The organism is Natronobacterium gregoryi SP2, from assembly GCF_000230715.2.
GTDB lineage: Archaea > Halobacteriota > Halobacteria > Halobacteriales > Natrialbaceae > Natronobacterium > Natronobacterium gregoryi.
Genome location: NC_019792.1, coordinates 680,920 through 700,865 on the forward strand (window position 1 = coordinate 680,920; position 19,946 = coordinate 700,865).

The following is a 19,946-nucleotide window of genomic DNA, read 5'->3' on the forward strand; positions in this document are numbered from 1 at the left end:
GGTGTTGGTTCAGCGCCAGCAGAAAAACGAGGGGAGCTACGGCTGCGGCCAGGACTGGACGGCAGACGCCTCCCGCAGTCGCTCGATGACGTCCTCTCGACCGACGTTTCGGTCGTAGCCGTCGCTGAGTCGACCGACAACGAACTCGAGCAGATTCAGCCGCCGCAACAGGTCGAGCGTCTCGTTGCGGTCCAGACCCACGTCTCGTTCGACCTCGTAGATCGTGTTCGAGCGAGAGACAGTCTCGACGAGTCCGTCGACGGTAACTTCCGCCGGAAGACCGAGTCCGTCGGTGAGCACGACCTGTGATAGACCGTCGGGCGTCGACTCGAGTCGGTCGGCCTCGCCAGACGGTGGCGACGGCGCGTCGATGTCGTCGGTGTCGTACCGCTCCGGCTCGTGAATCCCGTAGTCGATCATGTAACGACGCACTGTCTCGGCGGTGACGTCCATCTCGATGGCGTCACTCATCTCTGCGAACGTCTCACAGGAGTCGTACACGGTAGCCAACAGTTCGGGGTCTCTGAACGGTGGCACGTCGCGGCCACAACCGGTGTCTCCATCGTCACTCTCGACCACGCTCGCACGACGCTCTCGGTCGGCGTTCTCGTCTCCCCCCACCGTCGCGCGGAGCGAAGCCGTTACCGACCCCTCGTCGGTGACGGCAGCGGTCGTCGGCTCCACCTCGAGTCCGTCGTCTGCCGGGACGACCGGTGTGTTCGTCTCGAGGACGAACTGCAGTCGACCGTCGGCGTCGACCGCGACATCGTCAACGGCGAGTCCCCCTTTCCCGCCACCTGCCATCGGAACGGTGAGTTCCACTTCGGCGGTCGATCCAGTGTCCGCGTCGATCCGACCCGTGAATTCGACCCCGTGTACGGTGCCGACGACCTCCTCACACTCCTCGAGGAAGTGCCCGAATTGTTGAATACTGGTACCAACACTCATGGTTCACTATGGCCCGTAATCTGCAATGGTGATTCGTGATGAACTGTGGAGGTCTTTAAGTGCTGGCGAACTCCGCCTTCGACCGCAAAGATCAGTACGAGCCGACGGCCGAGTAGCGACAGTGGCGAGTCTTTCCTGCTGGGGCGGCTCCGGACGTGTCGGCCGGTTCGGCCTAACATACGGCTTACGTAACTAGTTACAGGTATCAGTCGACGCTTGGCGGAGTACTAGTACTGTCCCAAGTCTACTCTGACTAGTGCGCTCTACTCCTGATCGAGAATCGTGATTGGTTTGGGCCAACTCTCAACTAGTCGGTCCACGCTTGGGATGGTACTAGCGAGTACGGGACTCACACTCGCATAGCAAAACGGCAACTCGTCCTCTCTGAACGCCAGCGTCTGCTGCACGCCGATCACGCCACTTTCCAGTGACCGAACTCTCCCCGGCCATCAGTGTTTACTGTCGGTGTATTGATAGTATCATGTATCCACGTCAATCAGGTAGCGTGAACCGTCATGCGGGTTTATGTCGGTCGAACGTGACGGCCAGGATGTGTACGAACGGATACTCGTCCCGACCGACGGTAGCGAGTACGCCGCGGACGCGGCCGAACGAGCGTTCGAGCTCGCAGCCACGACCGATGCGACCGTCCACGTCGTAAGCGTCGCCGAAACCGGACCGCTCGTCTCCGTTCGACTTCCCGGCGACGACGCGAGCGCAGCCGAAATCCTGACTAGACGAGCGAGTGAGTTCGTCGCAGAACTCGAGACGCGCGCAGACGAGCGCGGCCTCGAGGTATCAACGGCGGTCCTGACCGGCGTCCCGGTTCGAGAAATCCTCGAGTACGCCGACGAGGTCGACGCCGACGCCATCGTCATGGGAACGAGAGGCCGCGGTGGCGTCAGCCGGCTGATGCTCGGCAGCGTCACCGACGCGGTAATCCGCCACAGCGGTATCGACGTTCTCGTCGCTGGGACCAGATCAGAACACGTTCTGCCCGAAGAGTGAGCTACCGCTCAGCGCCAGCGATCGATTTCGACCGGCGACCGATTCCCCAGCCAAACAGCGCGAGGCCGACGAAGATGCCGATCGCCTGCAGAAGATGTGCGGTCGGTATTTGTTCCGGGGAAAACCCCCAGGCGTCGAGGCCGAGACTCAGAAGTAACGAGAGCAAAAAGAGTCCGAGACCGATGTCGGCGGCGCGCATGTTCGGCAGCGCCGCGGGCGAAGAAAACAGTCTGGCGGCCGCGTAGAACGCACCCGTGTAGGGGAGCCACCCGATACCGAGGTACAGGACCGCTCTCGAGTGCTGACCGGCCTGGACGTGACGCGGAATGGAGACGAGATAGACGACAGCAGCGACGATCACGCAACCGGCGAGTAAAAGCGAGTAGCGTTTTCGCTTCGTCTCCATCGGTACGTGTCCAGAACGCCGCGAAACTGTTCAATCTACCGATTAGTTCGCCGGAATCCCTCTATCAAATCCTGAACATCGAGATCACCGACGTATTTGTGCCCGGTGTTCGAACACGACGTATGGACCGCATCGGAACCGACGGCCGCTTCGCCGAGCAATGAAAGGCTACTATCTCCGCTATCTACAGGTGCTCGTTCGGTTTCTCCCCGTCGCTATCGCACTGCTCAGGGACCGGCGTCGATTCTTGCTTTTTGGCCCGCCACGACAGGCTCCACCCGCTGTTCATCACCAGCGCGCGAGACGACTCACCGAGACGATGCTCGACCTCGGGCCAGCGTTCATCAAGGTCGGCCAGGTTCTCTCGACACGTCCCGACATCGTCCCACCGATCTACGTCGAGGAGTTCGCGACGCTGCAAGACGAAGTTCCCGAAGACGTCGGCGGCGATCCGATGACCGTCGTCGAGGAAGAGCTAGGAAACGATCCGGCCGTCGACCTCGAGACGCTCGAGCGCGTCGCTGGCGGGTCGCTCGCGTTCGTCTACACGGTCGAGTTCGACGCCGGAGACGAACGAGAGCGGATCGCACTGAAGGTCCGCCGCCCCGGTCTCGTCTCGGTCATCGAACGGGACCTCCGGGTCATCCGCGGGCTCGTCCCGCTGCTGTCGACGTTCGCCGACGAACGACAGCGCTACTCACTGCGGAATCTCGCCGACGACTTCGAGGAAATAATTCTCGAGGAACTGGACTTCGAGCGAGAGGCGTCGGTCATGGCCGAAATCGGCGACAACTTCGTCGACAACGACCGTATCGTCATCCCCGAGACGTACGACGACCGCTGCTCGGAGCGACTGATTGCCATGGAGTTCGTCGAAGGACGGAAGATCACCGAAGACGACGCACTCGAGGCGGCCGGCACCGATTCCACCGAAATCGCGACATTGATCGCCCGTACCTATCTGCAAATGGGGCTGGTCGACGGCGTCTTCCACGCAGACCCCCATCCGGGAAACCTCGCGGTGAGCGACGACGGGCAGTTGATCATCTACGACTACGGGATGAGCCAGCGGCTCACACGACAGGAACAAGACGAAATCGTGGATCTCTACCGGACACTCGTCCAGCGCGACGTGGACGGGCTGTTGAACTCCCTCATCGCTCTCGAGGTACTTGAGCCCGACGTCGACCGAGTTGCGATTCGGCGCGTCCTCGAACTGGTGATCGAGAACCTCGAGGGAGAATCGGACGTCACCTGGCGGCTGATCCTCACCGAACTGCTGTCGATGCTGCACGACTTCCCGTTCCGAATCCCGCCGAACGTGATGTTGCTCATGCGGGTCGGTACCGTCGGCGAAGGCGTCTGTCGGAGTCTCGATCCCGAGTTCGATTTCATCTCGGTAACGCAGACGTTTCTCGTCGAACACGGGTTCATCGAAAACGAACTCGAGAGCCTGCTCGGGGAGGTCAAGACCGACGTGCGACGCTCGGCTCCGGTTCTTGCCGGATTGCCGGCCCGCGCAGACGCAGTCATGGGACAACTCGAGCGTGGCGAACTGGTTGTCAGGACCGATCCGGTCGAGTCGCCCTCGGCCGGCGATCCAGGTGTCGGCTACGCGGTGATCACTGCAGGACTGCTCGTCGCCACGGGAGTGTTCACGTTCCACGCGCAGCCGTACGAGTTCGTGAGCCTCGTCGCGGCCGCCCTCTCGTTCCTACAGTACGTCCGTGTCCGACGCGCAGCGACGACTCGGTGATCGAGTCGTTGTCGACTGCCAACGCTACAGCCGCGACACGACGCGACGGAGCCGAGACGACACCGGTTCGTACCGACGCGCCAGAACGACCGACCCCGCAGCGTGTCTTGCGACGCCCTCCGAGACCGTTCCGAGTAACCTGCGCCGGAGAATCCCTCCTCGAGAGACACCAAGGGCCGTCACGTCGTGGTCGGCCGTTCGGTCGGTGATCGTCCCGGCAACGTCGTCGCCCTCGAGTACTCGCTCGACTGACGACACGTCCTCGAATCGACTCGCCGTCTCCGCAAGCAGGGCGTTGGCTTCGGCCCGCTCGAGTTCCGGATCGTCTCGTTCGAGAACGTGCAACAGCGTGACCGACGCGTCGCGCTCACGGGCGATGGCAGCGGCGGCCTCGGCGGCGAACGCGTCGTGGGGACCGCCAGCGACGGGAACGAGGACTCGAGAGACGTCCGGTCGCGGTGTCCGAATTCGCTCGACCAACACGTCACAGGCGGCGTTTCGAAGCACTCGGTCCAGGTAACTACCCAAAACGATCCCCGACCGCGGTGGTCGTCCTCGCCATCCCATCAAGACCGCGTCCACGTCGTACTCTTCGACCGATCCGACGATGCCGGTCGCAACGCCGCGAGCGATACGAATCCGGCTATCGGCGGCGACGCCGCGTTCCTCGGCTGCACGGACGGCCGACGCAAGCATCTGTTCGTCCTCGTCCTCAAGGAGGTATCGGCGGCCGTCGACCAAAGAGAGTTGATCCGGAACGACGAGCACGTAGAGAAACAGGAGTCGGGAAGACCGATCGGCGGCTACGTCGACCGCCGTCTCGAGTTGGCGAGAAACGGCCTCGTCGTTTGCAACCGGGACTAGCACGGTCTTCTCGGGAGGGGAATCGCTTCGCATAGGACCGGCTATCACGAGGAGGGTATTGGTTATTGTCGCGGTCTCGCCGTTTCGGCTCGAAAGTATATGTCACGTTTTCGGCGTCCCCGGTGGACAAAACATCATACTAATTTAATTAAAAATGGCGCTTTTATGGTATTTCTTGTGTATATAATACGTTGTGGGTATTGTACAATAAGTAGAGAAAGCAAAGAAATTTTCTATATTTAGTTATACTTATTTTGAATAGAGATTTATTCTCGAGATAGCTTGATCTCTCTATTATTATATCACGAATTGTACTCAATACTTATTTGATGTATTATCTTTTATCAGGCCGGTACGCACCTTCTCGATAGACCCGCCTTCCTCCCGGGTGACTCTATTGTGTCACTCACAGACTGCAGGACGACCCTCCCACTGCTTCGACCTCACAGCTCGAGCCTGGACTGCCACTAGTACTGTCCCAACCGTTGACTGATATGGATTGCTGTAACTAGTAACCGCCGATTACCAGAACGGGGGTCGGCAATCGGCGGTAATTGAATACAGTAAACCGTATGACGGGTCGAATCGATAGGCCCGCTCGTAGCGGTAATAACGAGATAGACTTCGTTATCACGAATGTATTGGGGGCCAGTGCCAGCGGGGGCTGGCAGGCTCGTGCGTAGCCGTCGGTACAGATCGCGTGACTGCCATCCATAATTACAGGCATACCTATGTAAACTCAGGAACAGGCTACCCGAACGAAGTCCGAACGGTCGGTGAAGGGAACGTGACTGCCATCCATAATTACAGGCATACCTATGTAAACCCAGGAACAGGCTACCCGAACGGGGTCCGAACGGTCGGTGGAGGGAGCGTGACTGCCATCTGGAATTACAATCGTACACCTGTAAGAAAACAGAGCAGGGGCCAGTCGTTTCAAGTACGTCGGGAAACATGAGAAACAGGCCAGCCAATGCAAGGACGACGCAACTCCTCGAGGGACTGTGGCTTTCGAACGCTACGCTGACTCCTCACGTCTCGAACGATCTGTGCCGTATTCAGGTGACGACTCGATCATCGACGGCGGCGACGGACCGACTGGAGCGGTCAGGGCGAGATCGTGCGTTGTGGGCTGGTGAGTATGCCGGGAGTCCGACACACATTCACGACACACAGTCATTTGAGGATATCTAATGGGGACGCAACTCGTCTCGAGTGTGCTGGATTGCCGCGACGGGGGCTACTACCGACTACCGCAGCCGGTTGCACGGTCGCCGTTCGGAAGCGCTCGTGGATGGTTCGCCAACGATCGGTGGCTGTATTACTTCGGTAGACACCGGAAATCGGGGGAACACCGGTGTCTATCGATCGGTGCTCGCTCTATGAGTGAGCGTCGAAACGGTCTCATACGCCAACCGGCGAGCCTTTGATATACTCAAACGGCACGTCGCTGGTCGAAGTCGTGCCCGTCACCAGAACGCTGATTCGGCGGGAACACGGCACAGTAGCCAGAAACTGGGCCGATAGTCGACTGCGATCGGTTCGATCGCAACTGGCTTCGTGTGAGTTAGTGTCGGCCCGTTCTGTCACAACCGCGACCCAATCTCTGAATACGGTGCTGTGCCGACAGAGAGCGCCACGTCCGCAGGGCTAGGCGAGTGCTGGGGCGGAAAGCTGAACGAGCCATCGCCAGACTAGATTTGACTATTTCAAATACAGAGTCCGTGACGCTACGATCGCTCGATAGTAGCACCGTGCAAACTCGAGATGGCGGATCTCTCGACGTTCGCTTCGAGATATAATGGGGTATCGAGTGGCGAAACCTCGCTGATGTCTGTCTGAGTCGGCTCTATCTGAGCAGCCGACACGACTACAAACCGCATTCAGTCCGTCTGGCCGTTTTCAAGAAGCCATCCGAGTGTTGCGGTTTGGTTCACTGGCGCTCCAACCGAGAAACCAAACGGTGGTTTGATAATTTTCAACCGGAGGGGTTTTCCGGGGGACTATAAGAGCCACAGTCACGTCGTACAGAGTATGAAATCGGATTCGACGGACGAAAGCGGGCGACGGCAGATCGGCTCGGTGCTGAAGGCGGTCGATATCGTGCACGCGATCAAACGTCAGCGCGGCGCGACCCTCCAGGAGCTTGACGACGAGCTAGAGTTTACGAAATCGACGATACACACGTACCTGGCGACGCTAATCGAGACGGGGATCGTCGAACAGGAGTCTGACGGGACGTACCAACTCGGCTACTGGTTCGTCCCGCTGTCTAACTACACTCGAAACAATACCGACCTCTACCGGGTGGGGCGGGACGAGGTCGATTCACTGGCCGACCGAACCCGGCATTTCGCCCACCTCGTCGTCGAATCACAAGGCCGCCAGATCGTTCTCTACGAGGCGATGGGTGAAGACTCCGTCACGGACGAATACCACCTTCGGATGCGAGAAACACCCAGACGACTCTACAACAGCGCTGCCGGGAAGGCAATCCTCGCGTCCCTCCGTGAACAACGGCGAGAAGAACTGCTCGAGGAGATGGAGGAAGACACCGCTTCCGGGGCGAATATCGATGTAGCGTCTCTTCGCGAACGACTCGAAACGATCCGTGACCGAGGATACGCGATCAACGACGGCGAGGAGATCCGTGGTACTCGATCGATCGGCGCACCGATTCGGAGGGATGCAGGCGAAATCGTCGGTGCGGTAAGCATCACCTCTCCAAAAACGCGACTACAGAACGAACAGTTCACCGACGAAATCCCAGAGTTAGTGATGGAGACGGCGAACATTATCGAGGTGAAGCTAGAGACCGAATGACATTCTGAAATAAACCCACCACCGCGATTAAAGACTGAACGTTTCACCATAACACTTATTTCTTGGCTGGGGCTACGTTTACTCGTCTTCCCATGAGTAACGAATCAGCGGAAAATGAAGGAAGCCTACCGAAAGTCCGAGCCCGAGCAGAATGGGACCCGATTCAGGCGGTCCGAATGCACCTCCCTGGGACGGAAACGTTCGTCGGGATCATGGATCCCGAACCGAACCTGTTCCTCGATGACTTCTCGCTCGTCAACGCACAGCAGGAGCATCTCAGTCTGAGCCGCGACCTCGAGGACGCCCTTCCGACCGACGAACCGATCCACTACCTGCACGACGACCTCGCAAGTGGTGGCCGTATGAACGCTCTCCTCTCCTCGCGCGTCGATTTCGACCTCAGCGAACTCGAGGAAGAACAGCGAGTAAACCGGCGTGACGAGTTGTGGTCGCGACTGCACGAGCTCAACCCGCACACGCAGATTCAGGCGGTGCTCGGTAATGCACAGGTCATTCGCCACCGAGCGGACGTCGAAGAGGACATTCCTGGCTCGAACCCCGATCGCTGGGATACGACGAGCGTCCGACTGGAACAGCCACTCACCAACATGTACTTCCAGCGTGACCAGCAGTTCGTCACCCAGAAAGGGGTCGTCCTCTGTTCGATGAAAGAGGACACGCGCAAGCCCGAGGTCGACATCGCTCGCGCGTCGTGGAAGGCTCTCGACGGTGAGGAGTTCGACGTCGACATCGTCGCGGACATGAGCAAGGTTCGGGAGCACGACGTCACGGAACACGTTCCCGAACGAGACGATATTCAGGAAACCGAAGTGCTCGTCGAGGGCGGCGACTTCTACCCAGCCGGCGAGTTCTCGCTGCTCGGCGTCTCCGCCAAGGTTCCGGAAGGTGTGGCGTATCCGGAACACGACATCGCCGAAGACGACACGGAGTACGTCCACCGAAGCAGCTATGCAGCCGGTCATCGCCTCCTGATGGACGACGCGTTCGGAGCGCCAGAAGTCGGACTCGTCCGCGCGCCGTTCGAGGCTGCTCAGGAAAGCAAAGACGACGACAACGGCGAGGTCGAGATGGACATCATGCACCTCGACACCTGGTTCAACTTCGTCGACGAGGACCTCGTCGTCGCTCACCAGGAACTCGTGGACAACACGACGCTCGACGTGTATCGTCGAGCCGAGGACGACGAAAAGCCGTACGTCCTGGACCGTCCAGACGTGAACTTCGGCGAGTACCTCCGAGAGAAAGGCTTCGAAATCGTCGACGTGTACGACTACGTCGATCCCGTCCATCCGGACGCCGATACGGCGCTGAAGGCAATCACGAACTTCCTGACCCTCGGTCCACGGAAAATCCTGCCCGTCCGCTTCTCGGATAACTCCGACTGCGTGATGAAGCAGTTCGTCGAAGGACTGCAGGAGGACCACGACGTGACCGTCGTCCCCGATGGTGAAGGACGAAAAATCATCAACCTGCGAGCAGGCTACGGTGCGATCCACTGCATGACGACGCCGCTTCGCCGCGTCCCGGAGTAACCGGACCGGCGTAACACTGTCAGAGGCACGCCCCTTCCCGTTCATCTCCCCCCGCTTTGCTTTGCCGTCCGTTTTGCTCTTGTTTAATACGGGTTGCTGTTAGTCATTGCCGGCGCAACCGCAAGCCCCCTCCCTTCGGTCGCGCCGGTACATCGGTACAACAGTCCGTATCAGTGGCCGAGTAACAACACGATGTGATAGTAGCAGCCACGTATTGACTCGTGAGTGCGCTCGTCGATAATCCAGCCTTGCTCGCGCCGCCTTTCCTATCACATAGCCGAAACGGTACGTTCTCCGCGCGGGTGCTTGATGAAATAGGCCCCCTCTCAGTCTGCTCCAGTCGTCCGTCGACAGTTCACGAATAGGCCGGTAGCGGGACTCAGCCCCGGTACGTTCCCGCATACCGGTCACATCAGCAGTTGAGAATAGGCATAAGTGTTTTCTATGAGCCGGTTCGAGTGGAAGGTACCCATGAGCTATACAGTCGTAGCTCTGGGTGGGAATGCCCTACTCAGAGGCGGTGAAGGATCGATAGAAGATCAGCGAGACACAATTCAGCAGACTGTCCCCCACTTCGTGGACCTCCACGAGCGCGGCCACGAGCTCGTCTTTACTCACGGTAATGGCCCCCAGGTCGGACAGCTTCTCCTCCAGAACGAGGAATCGACGTCTGCTGCAGAAAAGCCGCTCGACGTCCTCGGTGCCGAATCGCAGGCCCAGATTGGCTATCTCCTCCAGCAACAACTCCGCGAGGACCTCGGCGAAACGCCTGCGACGGTAATCACGCAGACGCGCGTCGAAGCAGACGATTCGGCGTTCGACGAACCGACGAAACGAATCGGTCCGTTCTACGACGAAGATGAGGCCGACGAGAAGGAGTTTGCGGTCAAAGAGGACACGGATGGAGACGGCAACGTCGGCTACCGACGAGTCGTCCCGTCCCCACAGCCGGTCGAAATTATCGAAACCGAACGCATCCAGACGCTCGTCGAAACTGGAAAACCAGTCATCAGCGTCGGTGGTGGCGGCGTCCCCGTCGTCGAAGACGGAGATGGTCTGACCGGCGTCGAAGCTGTCATCGACAAGGATCGCGCTGCACAGGTGCTTGCAACCGACATCGGTGCAGACGAGTTCCTCGTCTTGACCGACGTCGAGGCTGTCTACCAGAACTTCGGTACCGAAGACGAAGAGCGACTCGACGAACTCACGACCGAGGAAGCCTCGGAACTGCTCGAGTCCGGCGAGTTCGGCGAAGGCAGCATGGCACCGAAAGTCGAGGCCTGTATCGAATTCGTCGAAAACGGTGGCGACCGGGCGATCATCACGAAACCGGAAACCGCAACCGAGGCACTCGACGGAGAGACTGGCACCAAAGTCGTTCCGGCCGACGAGTGACCGACGCCAGAGAAGAGTCGAAGGATTAAATACACAACCCGTAGATATACAAAACGATGCAGCATCTAGTAGACATCAACGACGTCGAGACCGAAGAGATCGAACAACTGTTCGAACTAACCGACGAAATGAAGGAGAACCCCGGAGAGTTCTCCTCGGTAATGGACAACAAGACCCTCGTGATGCTGTTCGCGAAGCCGTCCACCCGGACGCGCCTGTCCTTCGAGACTGGAATGACCCAGCTCGGCGGCCACGGCATCTTCTTCGAGATGGGGTCCTCGCAGCTCAGCCGCGGGGAACCAATTTCGGACGTCAGCCAGGTCATGTCGCGCTACGAGGACGCGATCATGGCCCGTCTGTTCGAGCACGACGAAATGCTCGAACTGGCCGAACACGCCGAGGTCCCAGTCATCAACGGTCTGACTGACTTCCTCCACCCATGTCAGGCACTGACGGACCTCTACACGCTCCACGAGAAGGACCGTCTCGACACGATCGCGTTCGTCGGTGACGGCAACAACGTCGCACACTCGCTGATGCAGGCGTCCGCAAAGATGGACGTCGACTGTCGCATCGCGACCCCCGAAGGCATGGAGCCCGACGAAGAGATTCAGGAACGAGTGAGCGACGCCGACGTGATGGTCACGAACGATCCGTACGAGGCCGTCGACGATGCAACTGCCGTCTACTCGGACGTCTTCGTCAGCATGGGCGAAGAAGAGGAACGAGAAGAGAAACTCGCCAAGTTCGACGGCTTCCAGGTCGACCAAGACCTCATGGACGCTGCCCGCGACGATGCAGTCTTCATGCACTGCCTCCCAGCCCACCGAGGCGAAGAAGTGACGGCAGAAGTCGCAGACGGACCGCAGTCGGTCATCTTCGACCAGGCTGAAAACCGGATGCACATCCAGAAAGCAATCATCCACACGCTCGTCAACGAGTAACTCCAGCTAGTCTCACCCGAGACGCTGGCAGGTGGTCGGTTACCCCCGATCGGACTACCTTCCCCCTTCCCCCGATCGGACCACCTTCCCCCTTCCCCCGATCGGACTACCTTCCCCCTTCCCCCGATCGGACCACCCCTCACTCGAGGGGCTCCAAACTCCGTGACAGTCAGGAGTGGCCCATAGTCACGGGGCTACAGCGGATCTTGCGCTCTGGGTGACACCATTTTTGCCGGTGCAATCGGCAGCCGCCAGGTGAATCGGAACAACGTCACGACGGGGGACAAACAGAGTGCCGAGTGACTCGAGCGCGTCGAGCGTGTGCCGCCGAGCGGTTTTACAGTGTCTCGAGGTGTTGCCTCGAACTCAGCTACCGACTCTGTTACCGGGTGGCTGGTGATGCGGCTTCCTGGCCGTCGTTTCCGACACAACCGCATCCGGACGGTTCCACCGATACGTCGTTACAGCGAGTGGTATGAAGCGACCGAAGAGATAGTACGGGCAGTGGTAGAGACACTCGCTGCGAGTACAGATTGCATGTTGTAACTACTGTTAGCGCGACAAAAAACGGCTGAGACTCCGGCACAGCAGACGCCTCCGGAGCCACGTCGAGTCACTGCTGACACGACAGAGGTTGCCGCTGGCTGTTTTCGGCGAGACGCGGGCGAATACTGGCCAGTTGAATCCGGCTCTCGTCTCGGTGGTGGGCTTACTGGGCTGGTCGAGCCTGTGATGGGGCCACGATCTTCCACTCACCGTCTTCGATTTCGACCTCTAGAACGCTCTCGAGGTCGGTTTCACCTTCTTCGGGCGTTTCCCAGCGGACCTGCTCGGTGATTGTCGCGGTAGTGTCTGTATGGTATGCGATTTCTCGGTCCTCGACGGTGACGGTCAGCTCCTCACTAACCCAGTAATCGTCTTTGTCCCAGGTTTCCTGGTTTCCGTAGGACGATTCCGAGTGGAACAGTTGTGAGTACTGGTCGGAGTCGCCGTCTTCGAAAGCCTCCCAGTACGCTTCGGAGAGTGTGGCAAGCTCTTCGTCGTCTTCGTCTCTGTCTTCGTCTACAGGATCTTCCGCTGCCCCGTTTTCGGTCTCTTCTTCGCCGTTCCCGTCCGGGTCAGCAGTCTCACCGTTTTCCGTACATCCTGCAAGTGTCAGTGCCGTTGCAACTGCTGTACCCTTCAGTAGTGTTCTGCGATCCATCAGTTTATATGATACTCCATCAGTGGATATACTTTACGGCAGAACACCTACTGAGTTTGTGAACTGTTGGTGTTTCTCACTGATAGCATCTCGTCTGTCACGGATTTGCGCCGTACGGTCACTATTCGTCGGAGATTTCGAGGTCGGGCACTGTTCCCGGTAGTGATACGGACTGCTGTACCGCTGTCCCGGCGCGACCGCGCCCTGCGGTCGCGCTGGAACTGACTTCCAGCAAACCGTATGAGCGACGGACTCACGACAGAACCGATAAGAGAAGAACTGTCGAAGCGTTGAGTCAGGTGTTGAGACGCCGTTTCCACGAGAGTGGACTGTCGATAGGTACTGCGGAGTGACCACAGTCTGATCAGAACGTTGCAGTGTTACGACGGTCGATCAGGCTCACGGAGGACGACTGTAAATACTGGTCGTCGGTGAAGACGTACGGACTGCTGTAACGACGTTTCGGCACGGCCCCACACGAGCCCGGTCTCGTCATCACTAGACTGTCACAAAGGCCACCACGTAGTTCTCGTCGATCACCGTGATTCGGCGGTGACCGATTCCGAGAAACCGAGACACCTGTGGCGGATCAGGGCCACACTGTTGGGTCGCATCTAGTCGTGTCGGTCGATTCTGCTCGTCAGTCGGCGGGTGGGACAGTATTGGTCCGTTCGGCCTCTTCCTACACGTTTCAGATGCTTTTGCGTGGTAATTGCTGGCAACGACTGCCCAACTACCTGTTTCGAACTGTCTCTTGGCCCTTTATTATCGGCCAAAGAACTTAACTACGTGTTATCACCATCTTTAGTTGGATCGATAGCAGAGCATCGGTGCCAAACCAATCTAAATCCAGACAACCATCCAAATCAATGGACAGAAGAACCTTCATGAAGTCCGTGGGAGCCGCGTCGTTCGCAACTGTTGCTGTACCAGCAGCTAGCGTGAGAGCGGAAGCTGCCGTCTCGTCCGACGTCCACCACCGGTACGACGAAATCGAGTTGGGGGCCGGCCCAACGCTTACGAACGAACAACTGGGCGAGCGACTAATGCTGCTGGCCGAAAAGAACGATCGAATCAACCTCCGGCAGATTGGCGCTTCTGCCGGCCGGAAAGACCCGATTTGGGAGGTCAAAGCCGGTAGTGGCGATACTAGCGTCCACATCATCAACCAGATTCACGGCGACGAACCGTACGGGACCGAAGCACTGCTCAGTATTTTCCGCCGACTCGTCGACGAAGATTCGGAACTCGTCGACAGCATCCTGAACAACCTCTCGCTTACGATTCTCCCGCGTGTGAATCCCGACGGTGCGATGCACCACGGCGATCTCAGCGGTGATGGGAACGATCAGCGGCTCGGCTCTCGAGAGAATCAACAGGAGTGGGACTCCTCGTACTCACACGAAACACCGTACTACTACAACGATAGTCTCCACGCAAGTGACGTTAGCGGATACGACCCGAACCGGGACTTCAACATTCGTCCGGACTTCATCTCGAAATTCCACGACGATCCCGAGCAGTGGAACGATGACGGAGAGTTGACGATGGAATACAAAGGACACACGTTGGAGACCTGTGGTGCCCGGCTGACGCCGGAGGTAAACGCCATTACGCGGTCGTTCCTGGAAGCCGATCCGGACTACGCCAAGACGATCCACTCGCAGAATATTCCGACTGATCCGGATAGTGGTGACCCCACGATTCTCAGCGTTATGGCGTCTTACGGCCCATCGCATGCTGAAAAAGCGCCGTTCCGGGACGAAGACGCACCACTGGCGAGTTACGCGAACCCGTTCATCGACGAGGATACCAGTACCCGATCGATTCGCCTCAATACGCTGGTCACGCAGGCACTCGACGAAACCGCCGGCCCCTGGTCGACGTACGAAACTGGGACCCGATTTGGCTACGCCTCACTCTGGGGATCGTATCTCGACACGCTCTGTCCGCTGACGAACGCCGCCGGAATGCTGTACGAACTCCCCGGCCAGTCCGGACAGGTCGGAACTCGAGCGTACTACAAGAAGGTCGAAGCCGCCAGAGTCGGTGTTCTCGAGAGTCTTGCAGCGATCGCAGAGAATCCGTCGCTCTCGCACGTCGACGAAGACGATTACTTCGATATCCCCCTCAAGGGCGGTCAGTACGAGTACGACGCCAGTCGGGGCTACCAGGGTCGCGGCGGTGCTGGCACTCGGTAGGATAGTTGCTGTCGTCGCACACTCGACCCCGCTTCGTTCCCGTTTCGATTGACGGTTTGTCCTCGAGACCCAGTTAGACACCGATGGCTGCTGCGAAGCGTCAGACGGTCTGTTGTCATTGATACGGTTTGCTGTCAGTTATTTTCGGAGCGACCGCGCGCTCCTGCGGTCGCGCCGGGACAGCCGTACAGCAGTCCGTCTGCGGGCGCGCCGGGTCGAGAGGATTTGGTGGCGTAACTGTAGTTACCACGACAGATCCGTCTGTCGTCTGGAGGGGACAGCATCGATTGCGTGGTGTACGCGTGGAGGAGACGTTCCCGCTATTGATCGGCTGTTCGACCGGCAGTGGGTCGTTGTGTCGTCACCGCTGGACGTAACTGCTGTCGATTCGGCTGTGTGATTCGACTTCGTTGTCGGCGTCGTTTCGGCGATGTTGGGTCAGTGAGACGATCGTTTCAGTGGTGAGAGACGTACGAGGGTGGGCCGCGTGTCGTCTTTTGCTTGTACGCCTAAACTCACTATTGGCTGGCACTTCGTCGAGTCGAAATAGGGTGTTGACCGAACAAGTGGGAGACAGCTCCAACGGTAATACACCGGTTTCAATTCATCTCGCTTTCAATACCTCCAAATGCTGCATACGGGCAATTTCGGCCGCACAGGACTCATGATTGTCAGTACCACCCATATACCATCTCGGGAATCAGCGGTAGTTTTAACCTAAGCCAATTCCAACTCCCCGTTGTCAAGGAGAGGTTACAGCAGGGAAACTAGTGGGAGAATCGTACCGCAAAACGAGACGTAAACAAAAACATACACAACAATGGTAGACTTCGAACCGAAAAGTTACGAGGACTTCGACCCCGAGCGACGTCCGTCGCTCGGTGAAGCACTGCTTCCGATCATCGGGATGATCGCATTCCTGGCGTTCGGTATTATTTATCTCGGGCTCGACGCCCAGATGCCGTTGCTATGGGGGATCGCCTTCATCGGCCTCATCGCACGGTACCACTGGGGTTACTCGTGGGACGAGATGTTCGACGGCATCACAAACAGTATCGTCATGGGCATGGGGGCGATCTTTATTCTCTTCGTCATTTACATGCTCATCGCATCGTGGATCGACGCAGGTACGATCCCGTACATCATGTACTGGGGGCTCGAGGTCCTCACGCCGGCCGTGTTCCTGCCGCTCGCCGCGATTCTCTCGTTCGTGATCGCGTTCGCGGTCGGTTCGTCGTGGACGACCGCCGGTTCGCTCGGTATCGCACTGGTCGGTATCGGTGCCGGTCTCGGTGTTCCCGAAGCAGCGACGGCCGGTGCGATCCTGTCCGGCGTCTACATGGGTGACAAGCAGTCGCCGCTGTCCGACACGACGCTGCTTGCCTCCGGTGTGAGTAACGTCGACCTGTGGGACCACGTGCGGGGGATGGCACCGAACACGATCATCATCGGTACGATTTCGGTCGTGTTGTACGCCGTCATCGGTCTCATGGCAGACACTGGTACTGCAGAAGGTGCTGCCGGCGACGTCGCCGAAATTCAGGGCGCGCTCGCTGGAACGTACGAACTGTCCTTTATCGTCCTGATCCCGCTTATCATCACGTTCGGTCTCGCCCTCACGGGCTACCCCGCACTGCCAGCACTCGGCGCTGGTGTCTTCGCCGGGGCAGGTATCTCGGTGCTCGTCCAGGGTCGAGGCTTCGGTGAAGCGTGGGAGATCATCCACTTCGGTACCGCTCCCGAGACCGGCGTCGAACTCGTCAACGAACTGCTCGCGACGGGTGGTCTCGACGGCTCCATCTGGGTGATTACCATCGTCTTCGGTGCACTGTCGATCGGTGGCCTGCTCGAGGTCACTGGCGTGCTGGCAGTGCTTGCCCACAACACCGCCAAGGCCGTTCGCGGCATCGGTACCGCAACGCTCGCGACTGCCGTCGGTCCGATCGCGATGAACATCCTCACTGCCGACCAGTACATGTCTATCGTCGTGCCCGGTATGACGTTCCGTGACCTCCACGACGAGTACGACCTCGACGGAACGACGCTGTCCAGAACCCTCGAAGAGACTGGTACGGTGTCGGAAGCGATGATTCCGTGGAACTCCGGCGGTGTCTTCATGGCGGCCGCACTGGGCGTCCCAGTGGTGAGTTACCTCCCGTACTTCTTCGTGGGACTGCTCTCGCCGATCCTGGTCGTCCTTATGGGCTTCACTGGCTGGAAGATGTACATGAAGGACCCAGAAGAGCCGACGGAAGCTGGCCAGCCGGCTGAAGCGACGGCCTAACGCTCTTCGGATATTTTTTAGTGTGTGTCGATCGGTAGTGTCGACTGCAGCCCTCTAGAAACGAATGCCCTGCTGTGGGACCAGATTCGACGCGGAACGCTCCGGTCTGGTAGCGGCTCGGACTGTCGCTGTGAAACGGGACGATCGAAGTCAGTTCCGTCCGCCTCGTAGGAGCCAGCAGATATGTAACACAAATTTACATTAATTTTGAAGTACTGTAATTCGACGCGATATAGCAACCGTTCTGTTATCGGCTCTGGAAAAGGGCGCATACACCAGATACAGTAGCATAAATAGAAAACGTGTTTCTTATTTCTTCGTCAGTGTCGGGAGATATAACTGATAGTAAAACAAACTTACATCCATACAGTTTGAATACTGTGAGGTCACAGTTGGATTTATCTTGGATAGCACTGCTGGGCCAAACCCATCCCACGACCAGACCCGCCCCAGTATCGAAGATCCGAACACGCTAAAACACCAACGACAACCAGTGCACACACTGATCGACCCGTTGCCGTGCAATCGAGGATAGAGTGACTACTGACAGCACAAACGACGACTGGACCGGTCCCGACTGCTTTCCGCGAAGGCTGCCGAAAATACGTGGCCGAACGGTTACATCTGCTCGAGGACGTCGATACCGAGCAACTCGAGTCCGTTCTCGAAGACTTGCGTCGTCGCTTCGGTCAACACGAGTCGTTCGTCCCTTGCCGTCTCGGACTCAAGCACCTGGTTCTTGTGGTAAAAGGAGTTGAAGACGTGGGCGAGTCCGAGGAGATAGTGAGCAAGCGGTGCCGCGTCGTAGCGCTCTTCGCAGCGCTCCAGGACGAGCGGGAACTGGGCGAGTTCGTACAGCAGTTCCATGTCCGTCGCGTTGAAGTTCGACGGATCGACGTCGTCGACGGCCGGAACGGTTTCCGCACCGTCGAGGATGCTGTAGCCACGGGTCGCTGCGTACTGGACGTATGGCCCCGTATCACCCTCGAGTGACACGGACTCGTCGATGTCGAACGTGATATCGCGTGCTCGTTTGGACGCGACCATCTCGTACTTGACCGTCGCCAGTGCAATCTTGTTCGCGACGTCTTGTACGTTGTCGTCGGCGCTGCGGCCTTTCTCTTCCACGATCGCTTCGGCGCGATCTCGCGCACGGTCGAGTACTTCTCGAGCGGTGATGATCTGTCCCTTGCGGGTCGACATGCTCCCCTCGGGCAGGCTAATCAGGCCGTAATCGATGTGTTCGAGTTTGACGTCGCCGTACCCCATCTTTCGGGCGGCGACGAACAGTTGCTGGAAGTAACGGTCCTGTTCGTTCGCGACGACGTAGACGGACTGGTCTGCGTCGTACTCGTCGAGTCGGTACTTGATCGTCGCCAGATCCCGAGTTCCGTACAGCGTCGATCCGTCGGACTTGACGATGTAGAACGGCTCGAAATCGGCGTCTTCGATGCCGTCACTCTCCTCGAGTAGTTCACGTGCACGGTCGAGCGACGGGTCGACGTCGGCTGCGTCCGGGTTGCCGACGTTCTCGTAGTCGTCCGGGTAGATCGGAATGTACACCGCCCCGTCTTCGTCCCGCATGGCAACGTCGTCCTCGAGTGCCTTCTCGATGACGGCGTCGTTCCAGCCTTCTCTGGCGTAGAAACTCTCACCGATCCAGACATCGAACTCGACGCCGAGGTCGTCGTAGGTCTCTTCGAAGCGGTCGATGCTCACGTCACGGAACGTCTCCCAGAGGTCGACCGCCTGCTCGTCTTTCTGCTCGAGGCGGGCAAACCACTCTTTGCCATTTTCGGTGTGGTGGTCGCGTTCTTCTTCGACCGCTTCCGTGAAGCGATCGGTCACGATTTCTTTTTCTTCGAGATCCGCAAGCATCGAGTCACGCTGTTCGAACTGCTGGTACAGATCGAGCAGATGGTCGATCGGGTCCGACTCGAGTGCCGCTTCGTCGCCAAACTCCGTGTACTCGTGCATCAGGTTCCCGAATTGGACGCCCCAGTCACCGAGGTGGTTGTCACGGATGACGTCGTGGCCTCGAGTCTCGAGGACGTTCATTACGGCATCGCTGAGGATCGTGTTCCGAAGGTGGCCGACGTGGAGCGGTTTGGCGATGTTCGGGGCGGAGACGTCTGCGAGGATCGTATCTGGATCGGAGACCGTTTTGGCTCCGTACTTCGTTCCGCCGTCGACGATCTTCGAGAGGGTTTCGTTTGCGATTGCGTCTTTCTGGGTGTGGTAATTGATGTGGCCGCCTTCGACGCTTACGGTCTCGATTCCGTCGGGGAGTCCGTTGGTACGGTGGGCTTTGGCGATCGTTTCTGCGACGTCGACGGGTGGTTCGCCGGCTTCGGCGGCGATCGAAAACGAGAGCGGCGAGGAGAACTCTCCTTTTTCCTCGTCGGTGATATCTTCGACTTCGACGTCCGAGATATCGACATCGTAGTCGTAGCCCGCCTCTACCGTCGCCTCGCGGAGCCCGGTAATCAAATCCTGTCGAATGTGATAAAGCATTATACGTGGCCATTCATCCCCCAGAAATATAAGTTCAACTACGACC

General features: G+C 58.5%; 13 protein-coding genes. 8 read left to right on the forward strand and 5 right to left on the reverse strand.

Annotated elements, in window-relative coordinates:
- Window positions 1-36: 36 nt before the first annotated feature.
- Window positions 37-948 carry a hypothetical protein gene (locus tag NATGR_RS03280; protein ID WP_005581519.1) on the reverse strand — a complete coding sequence of 304 codons (912 nt, stop codon included), beginning with the start codon at window positions 946-948 and terminating at the stop codon, window positions 37-39.
- Window positions 949-1,500: 552 nt separating this feature from the next.
- Here NATGR_RS03280 and NATGR_RS03285 point away from each other — a divergent pair.
- Complete coding sequence (locus NATGR_RS03285; protein ID WP_172636009.1) at window positions 1,501-1,956, forward strand: universal stress protein; 456 nt, start codon at window positions 1,501-1,503, stop codon at window positions 1,954-1,956.
- A 1-nt stretch (window position 1,957) separates the two neighbouring features.
- Here the strand turns inward: NATGR_RS03285 and NATGR_RS03290 are convergent, their stop codons facing one another.
- Complete coding sequence (locus tag NATGR_RS03290; protein WP_005581515.1) at window positions 1,958-2,362, reverse strand: hypothetical protein; 405 nt, start codon at window positions 2,360-2,362, stop codon at window positions 1,958-1,960.
- A gap of 160 nt (window positions 2,363-2,522) precedes the next feature.
- Here NATGR_RS03290 and NATGR_RS03295 point away from each other — a divergent pair, with 160 nt between their 5' ends.
- Window positions 2,523-4,118, forward strand: coding sequence for an ABC1 kinase family protein (locus NATGR_RS03295; protein WP_005581514.1), 1,596 nt, complete (start codon window positions 2,523-2,525; stop codon window positions 4,116-4,118).
- A 24-nt stretch (window positions 4,119-4,142) separates the two neighbouring features.
- Here NATGR_RS03295 and NATGR_RS03300 read toward each other — a convergent pair whose 3' ends face one another.
- Entirely contained in the window at window positions 4,143-5,015 is an 873-nt protein-coding gene (locus NATGR_RS03300; RefSeq protein ID WP_005581512.1) for a universal stress protein, read from the reverse strand.
- 2,001 nt (window positions 5,016-7,016) lie between these two features.
- Between NATGR_RS03300 and NATGR_RS03305 the strand changes: the two genes are divergently transcribed.
- From NATGR_RS03305 to argF, 4 genes are all read left to right on the forward strand, one after another.
- Window positions 7,017-7,805, forward strand: a complete 789-nt coding sequence (locus NATGR_RS03305; protein ID WP_005581511.1) for an IclR family transcriptional regulator — start codon at window positions 7,017-7,019, stop codon at window positions 7,803-7,805.
- A gap of 212 nt (window positions 7,806-8,017) precedes the next feature.
- Window positions 8,018-9,358 (forward strand): arginine deiminase, encoded by a 1,341-nt coding sequence (gene arcA, locus NATGR_RS03310; protein WP_394295384.1) that lies wholly within the window; start codon window positions 8,018-8,020, stop codon window positions 9,356-9,358.
- 471 nt (window positions 9,359-9,829) lie between these two features.
- Complete coding sequence (gene arcC, locus NATGR_RS03315; RefSeq protein WP_049887766.1) at window positions 9,830-10,753, forward strand: carbamate kinase; 924 nt, start codon at window positions 9,830-9,832, stop codon at window positions 10,751-10,753.
- Window positions 10,754-10,809: 56 nt separating this feature from the next.
- Entirely contained in the window at window positions 10,810-11,697 is an 888-nt protein-coding gene (argF, locus tag NATGR_RS03320) for an ornithine carbamoyltransferase (RefSeq protein WP_005581508.1), read from the forward strand.
- A 709-nt stretch (window positions 11,698-12,406) separates the two neighbouring features.
- Here argF and NATGR_RS03325 read toward each other — a convergent pair.
- Window positions 12,407-12,901 (reverse strand): DUF4440 domain-containing protein, encoded by a 495-nt coding sequence (locus tag NATGR_RS03325; protein WP_005581507.1) that lies wholly within the window; start codon window positions 12,899-12,901, stop codon window positions 12,407-12,409.
- 887 nt (window positions 12,902-13,788) lie between these two features.
- Between NATGR_RS03325 and NATGR_RS03330 the strand changes: the two genes are divergently transcribed.
- Both NATGR_RS03330 and arcD read left to right on the forward strand, forming a co-directional pair.
- The gene (locus NATGR_RS03330; protein WP_231990821.1) at window positions 13,789-15,102 is read left to right on the forward strand and encodes a M14 family zinc carboxypeptidase; all 1,314 of its coding nucleotides are present in this window, start codon (window positions 13,789-13,791) and stop codon (window positions 15,100-15,102) included.
- Between the two features lie 820 nt (window positions 15,103-15,922).
- Window positions 15,923-17,386 carry an arginine/ornithine antiporter ArcD gene (gene arcD, locus NATGR_RS03335; protein WP_005581505.1) on the forward strand — a complete coding sequence of 488 codons (1,464 nt, stop codon included), beginning with the start codon at window positions 15,923-15,925 and terminating at the stop codon, window positions 17,384-17,386.
- 618 nt (window positions 17,387-18,004) lie between these two features.
- On the opposite strand, the gene NATGR_RS03340 is transcribed toward arcD, so the two are convergent.
- On the reverse strand, window positions 18,005-19,900 hold the full coding sequence (locus tag NATGR_RS03340; protein ID WP_015233286.1) for an arginine--tRNA ligase: 1,896 nt from the start codon (window positions 19,898-19,900) through the stop codon (window positions 18,005-18,007).
- Between the last annotated feature and the right edge of the window lie 46 nt (window positions 19,901-19,946).

Excerpts from the sequence above, each read along its gene's own strand:
- arcC (WP_049887766.1), top strand. The coding sequence starts at position 9,830 with ATGAGCTATACAGTCGTAGCTCTGGGTGGGAATGCCCTACTCAGAGGC.
- NATGR_RS03295 (WP_005581514.1), top strand. The coding sequence starts at position 2,523 with ATGAAAGGCTACTATCTCCGCTATCTACAGGTGCTCGTTCGGTTTCTC.
- NATGR_RS03340 (WP_015233286.1), bottom strand. The coding sequence starts at position 19,900 with ATGCTTTATCACATTCGACAGGATTTGATTACCGGGCTCCGCGAGGCG.
- argF (WP_005581508.1), top strand. The coding sequence starts at position 10,810 with ATGCAGCATCTAGTAGACATCAACGACGTCGAGACCGAAGAGATCGAA.
- NATGR_RS03305 (WP_005581511.1), top strand. The coding sequence starts at position 7,017 with ATGAAATCGGATTCGACGGACGAAAGCGGGCGACGGCAGATCGGCTCG.
- NATGR_RS03280 (WP_005581519.1), bottom strand. The coding sequence starts at position 948 with ATGAGTGTTGGTACCAGTATTCAACAATTCGGGCACTTCCTCGAGGAG.
- arcD (WP_005581505.1), top strand. The coding sequence starts at position 15,923 with ATGGTAGACTTCGAACCGAAAAGTTACGAGGACTTCGACCCCGAGCGA.
- NATGR_RS03290 (WP_005581515.1), bottom strand. The coding sequence starts at position 2,362 with ATGGAGACGAAGCGAAAACGCTACTCGCTTTTACTCGCCGGTTGCGTG.
- arcA (WP_394295384.1), top strand. The coding sequence starts at position 8,018 with ATGGATCCCGAACCGAACCTGTTCCTCGATGACTTCTCGCTCGTCAAC.
- NATGR_RS03330 (WP_231990821.1), top strand. The coding sequence starts at position 13,789 with ATGAAGTCCGTGGGAGCCGCGTCGTTCGCAACTGTTGCTGTACCAGCA.
- NATGR_RS03325 (WP_005581507.1), bottom strand. The coding sequence starts at position 12,901 with ATGGATCGCAGAACACTACTGAAGGGTACAGCAGTTGCAACGGCACTG.
- NATGR_RS03300 (WP_005581512.1), bottom strand. The coding sequence starts at position 5,015 with ATGCGAAGCGATTCCCCTCCCGAGAAGACCGTGCTAGTCCCGGTTGCA.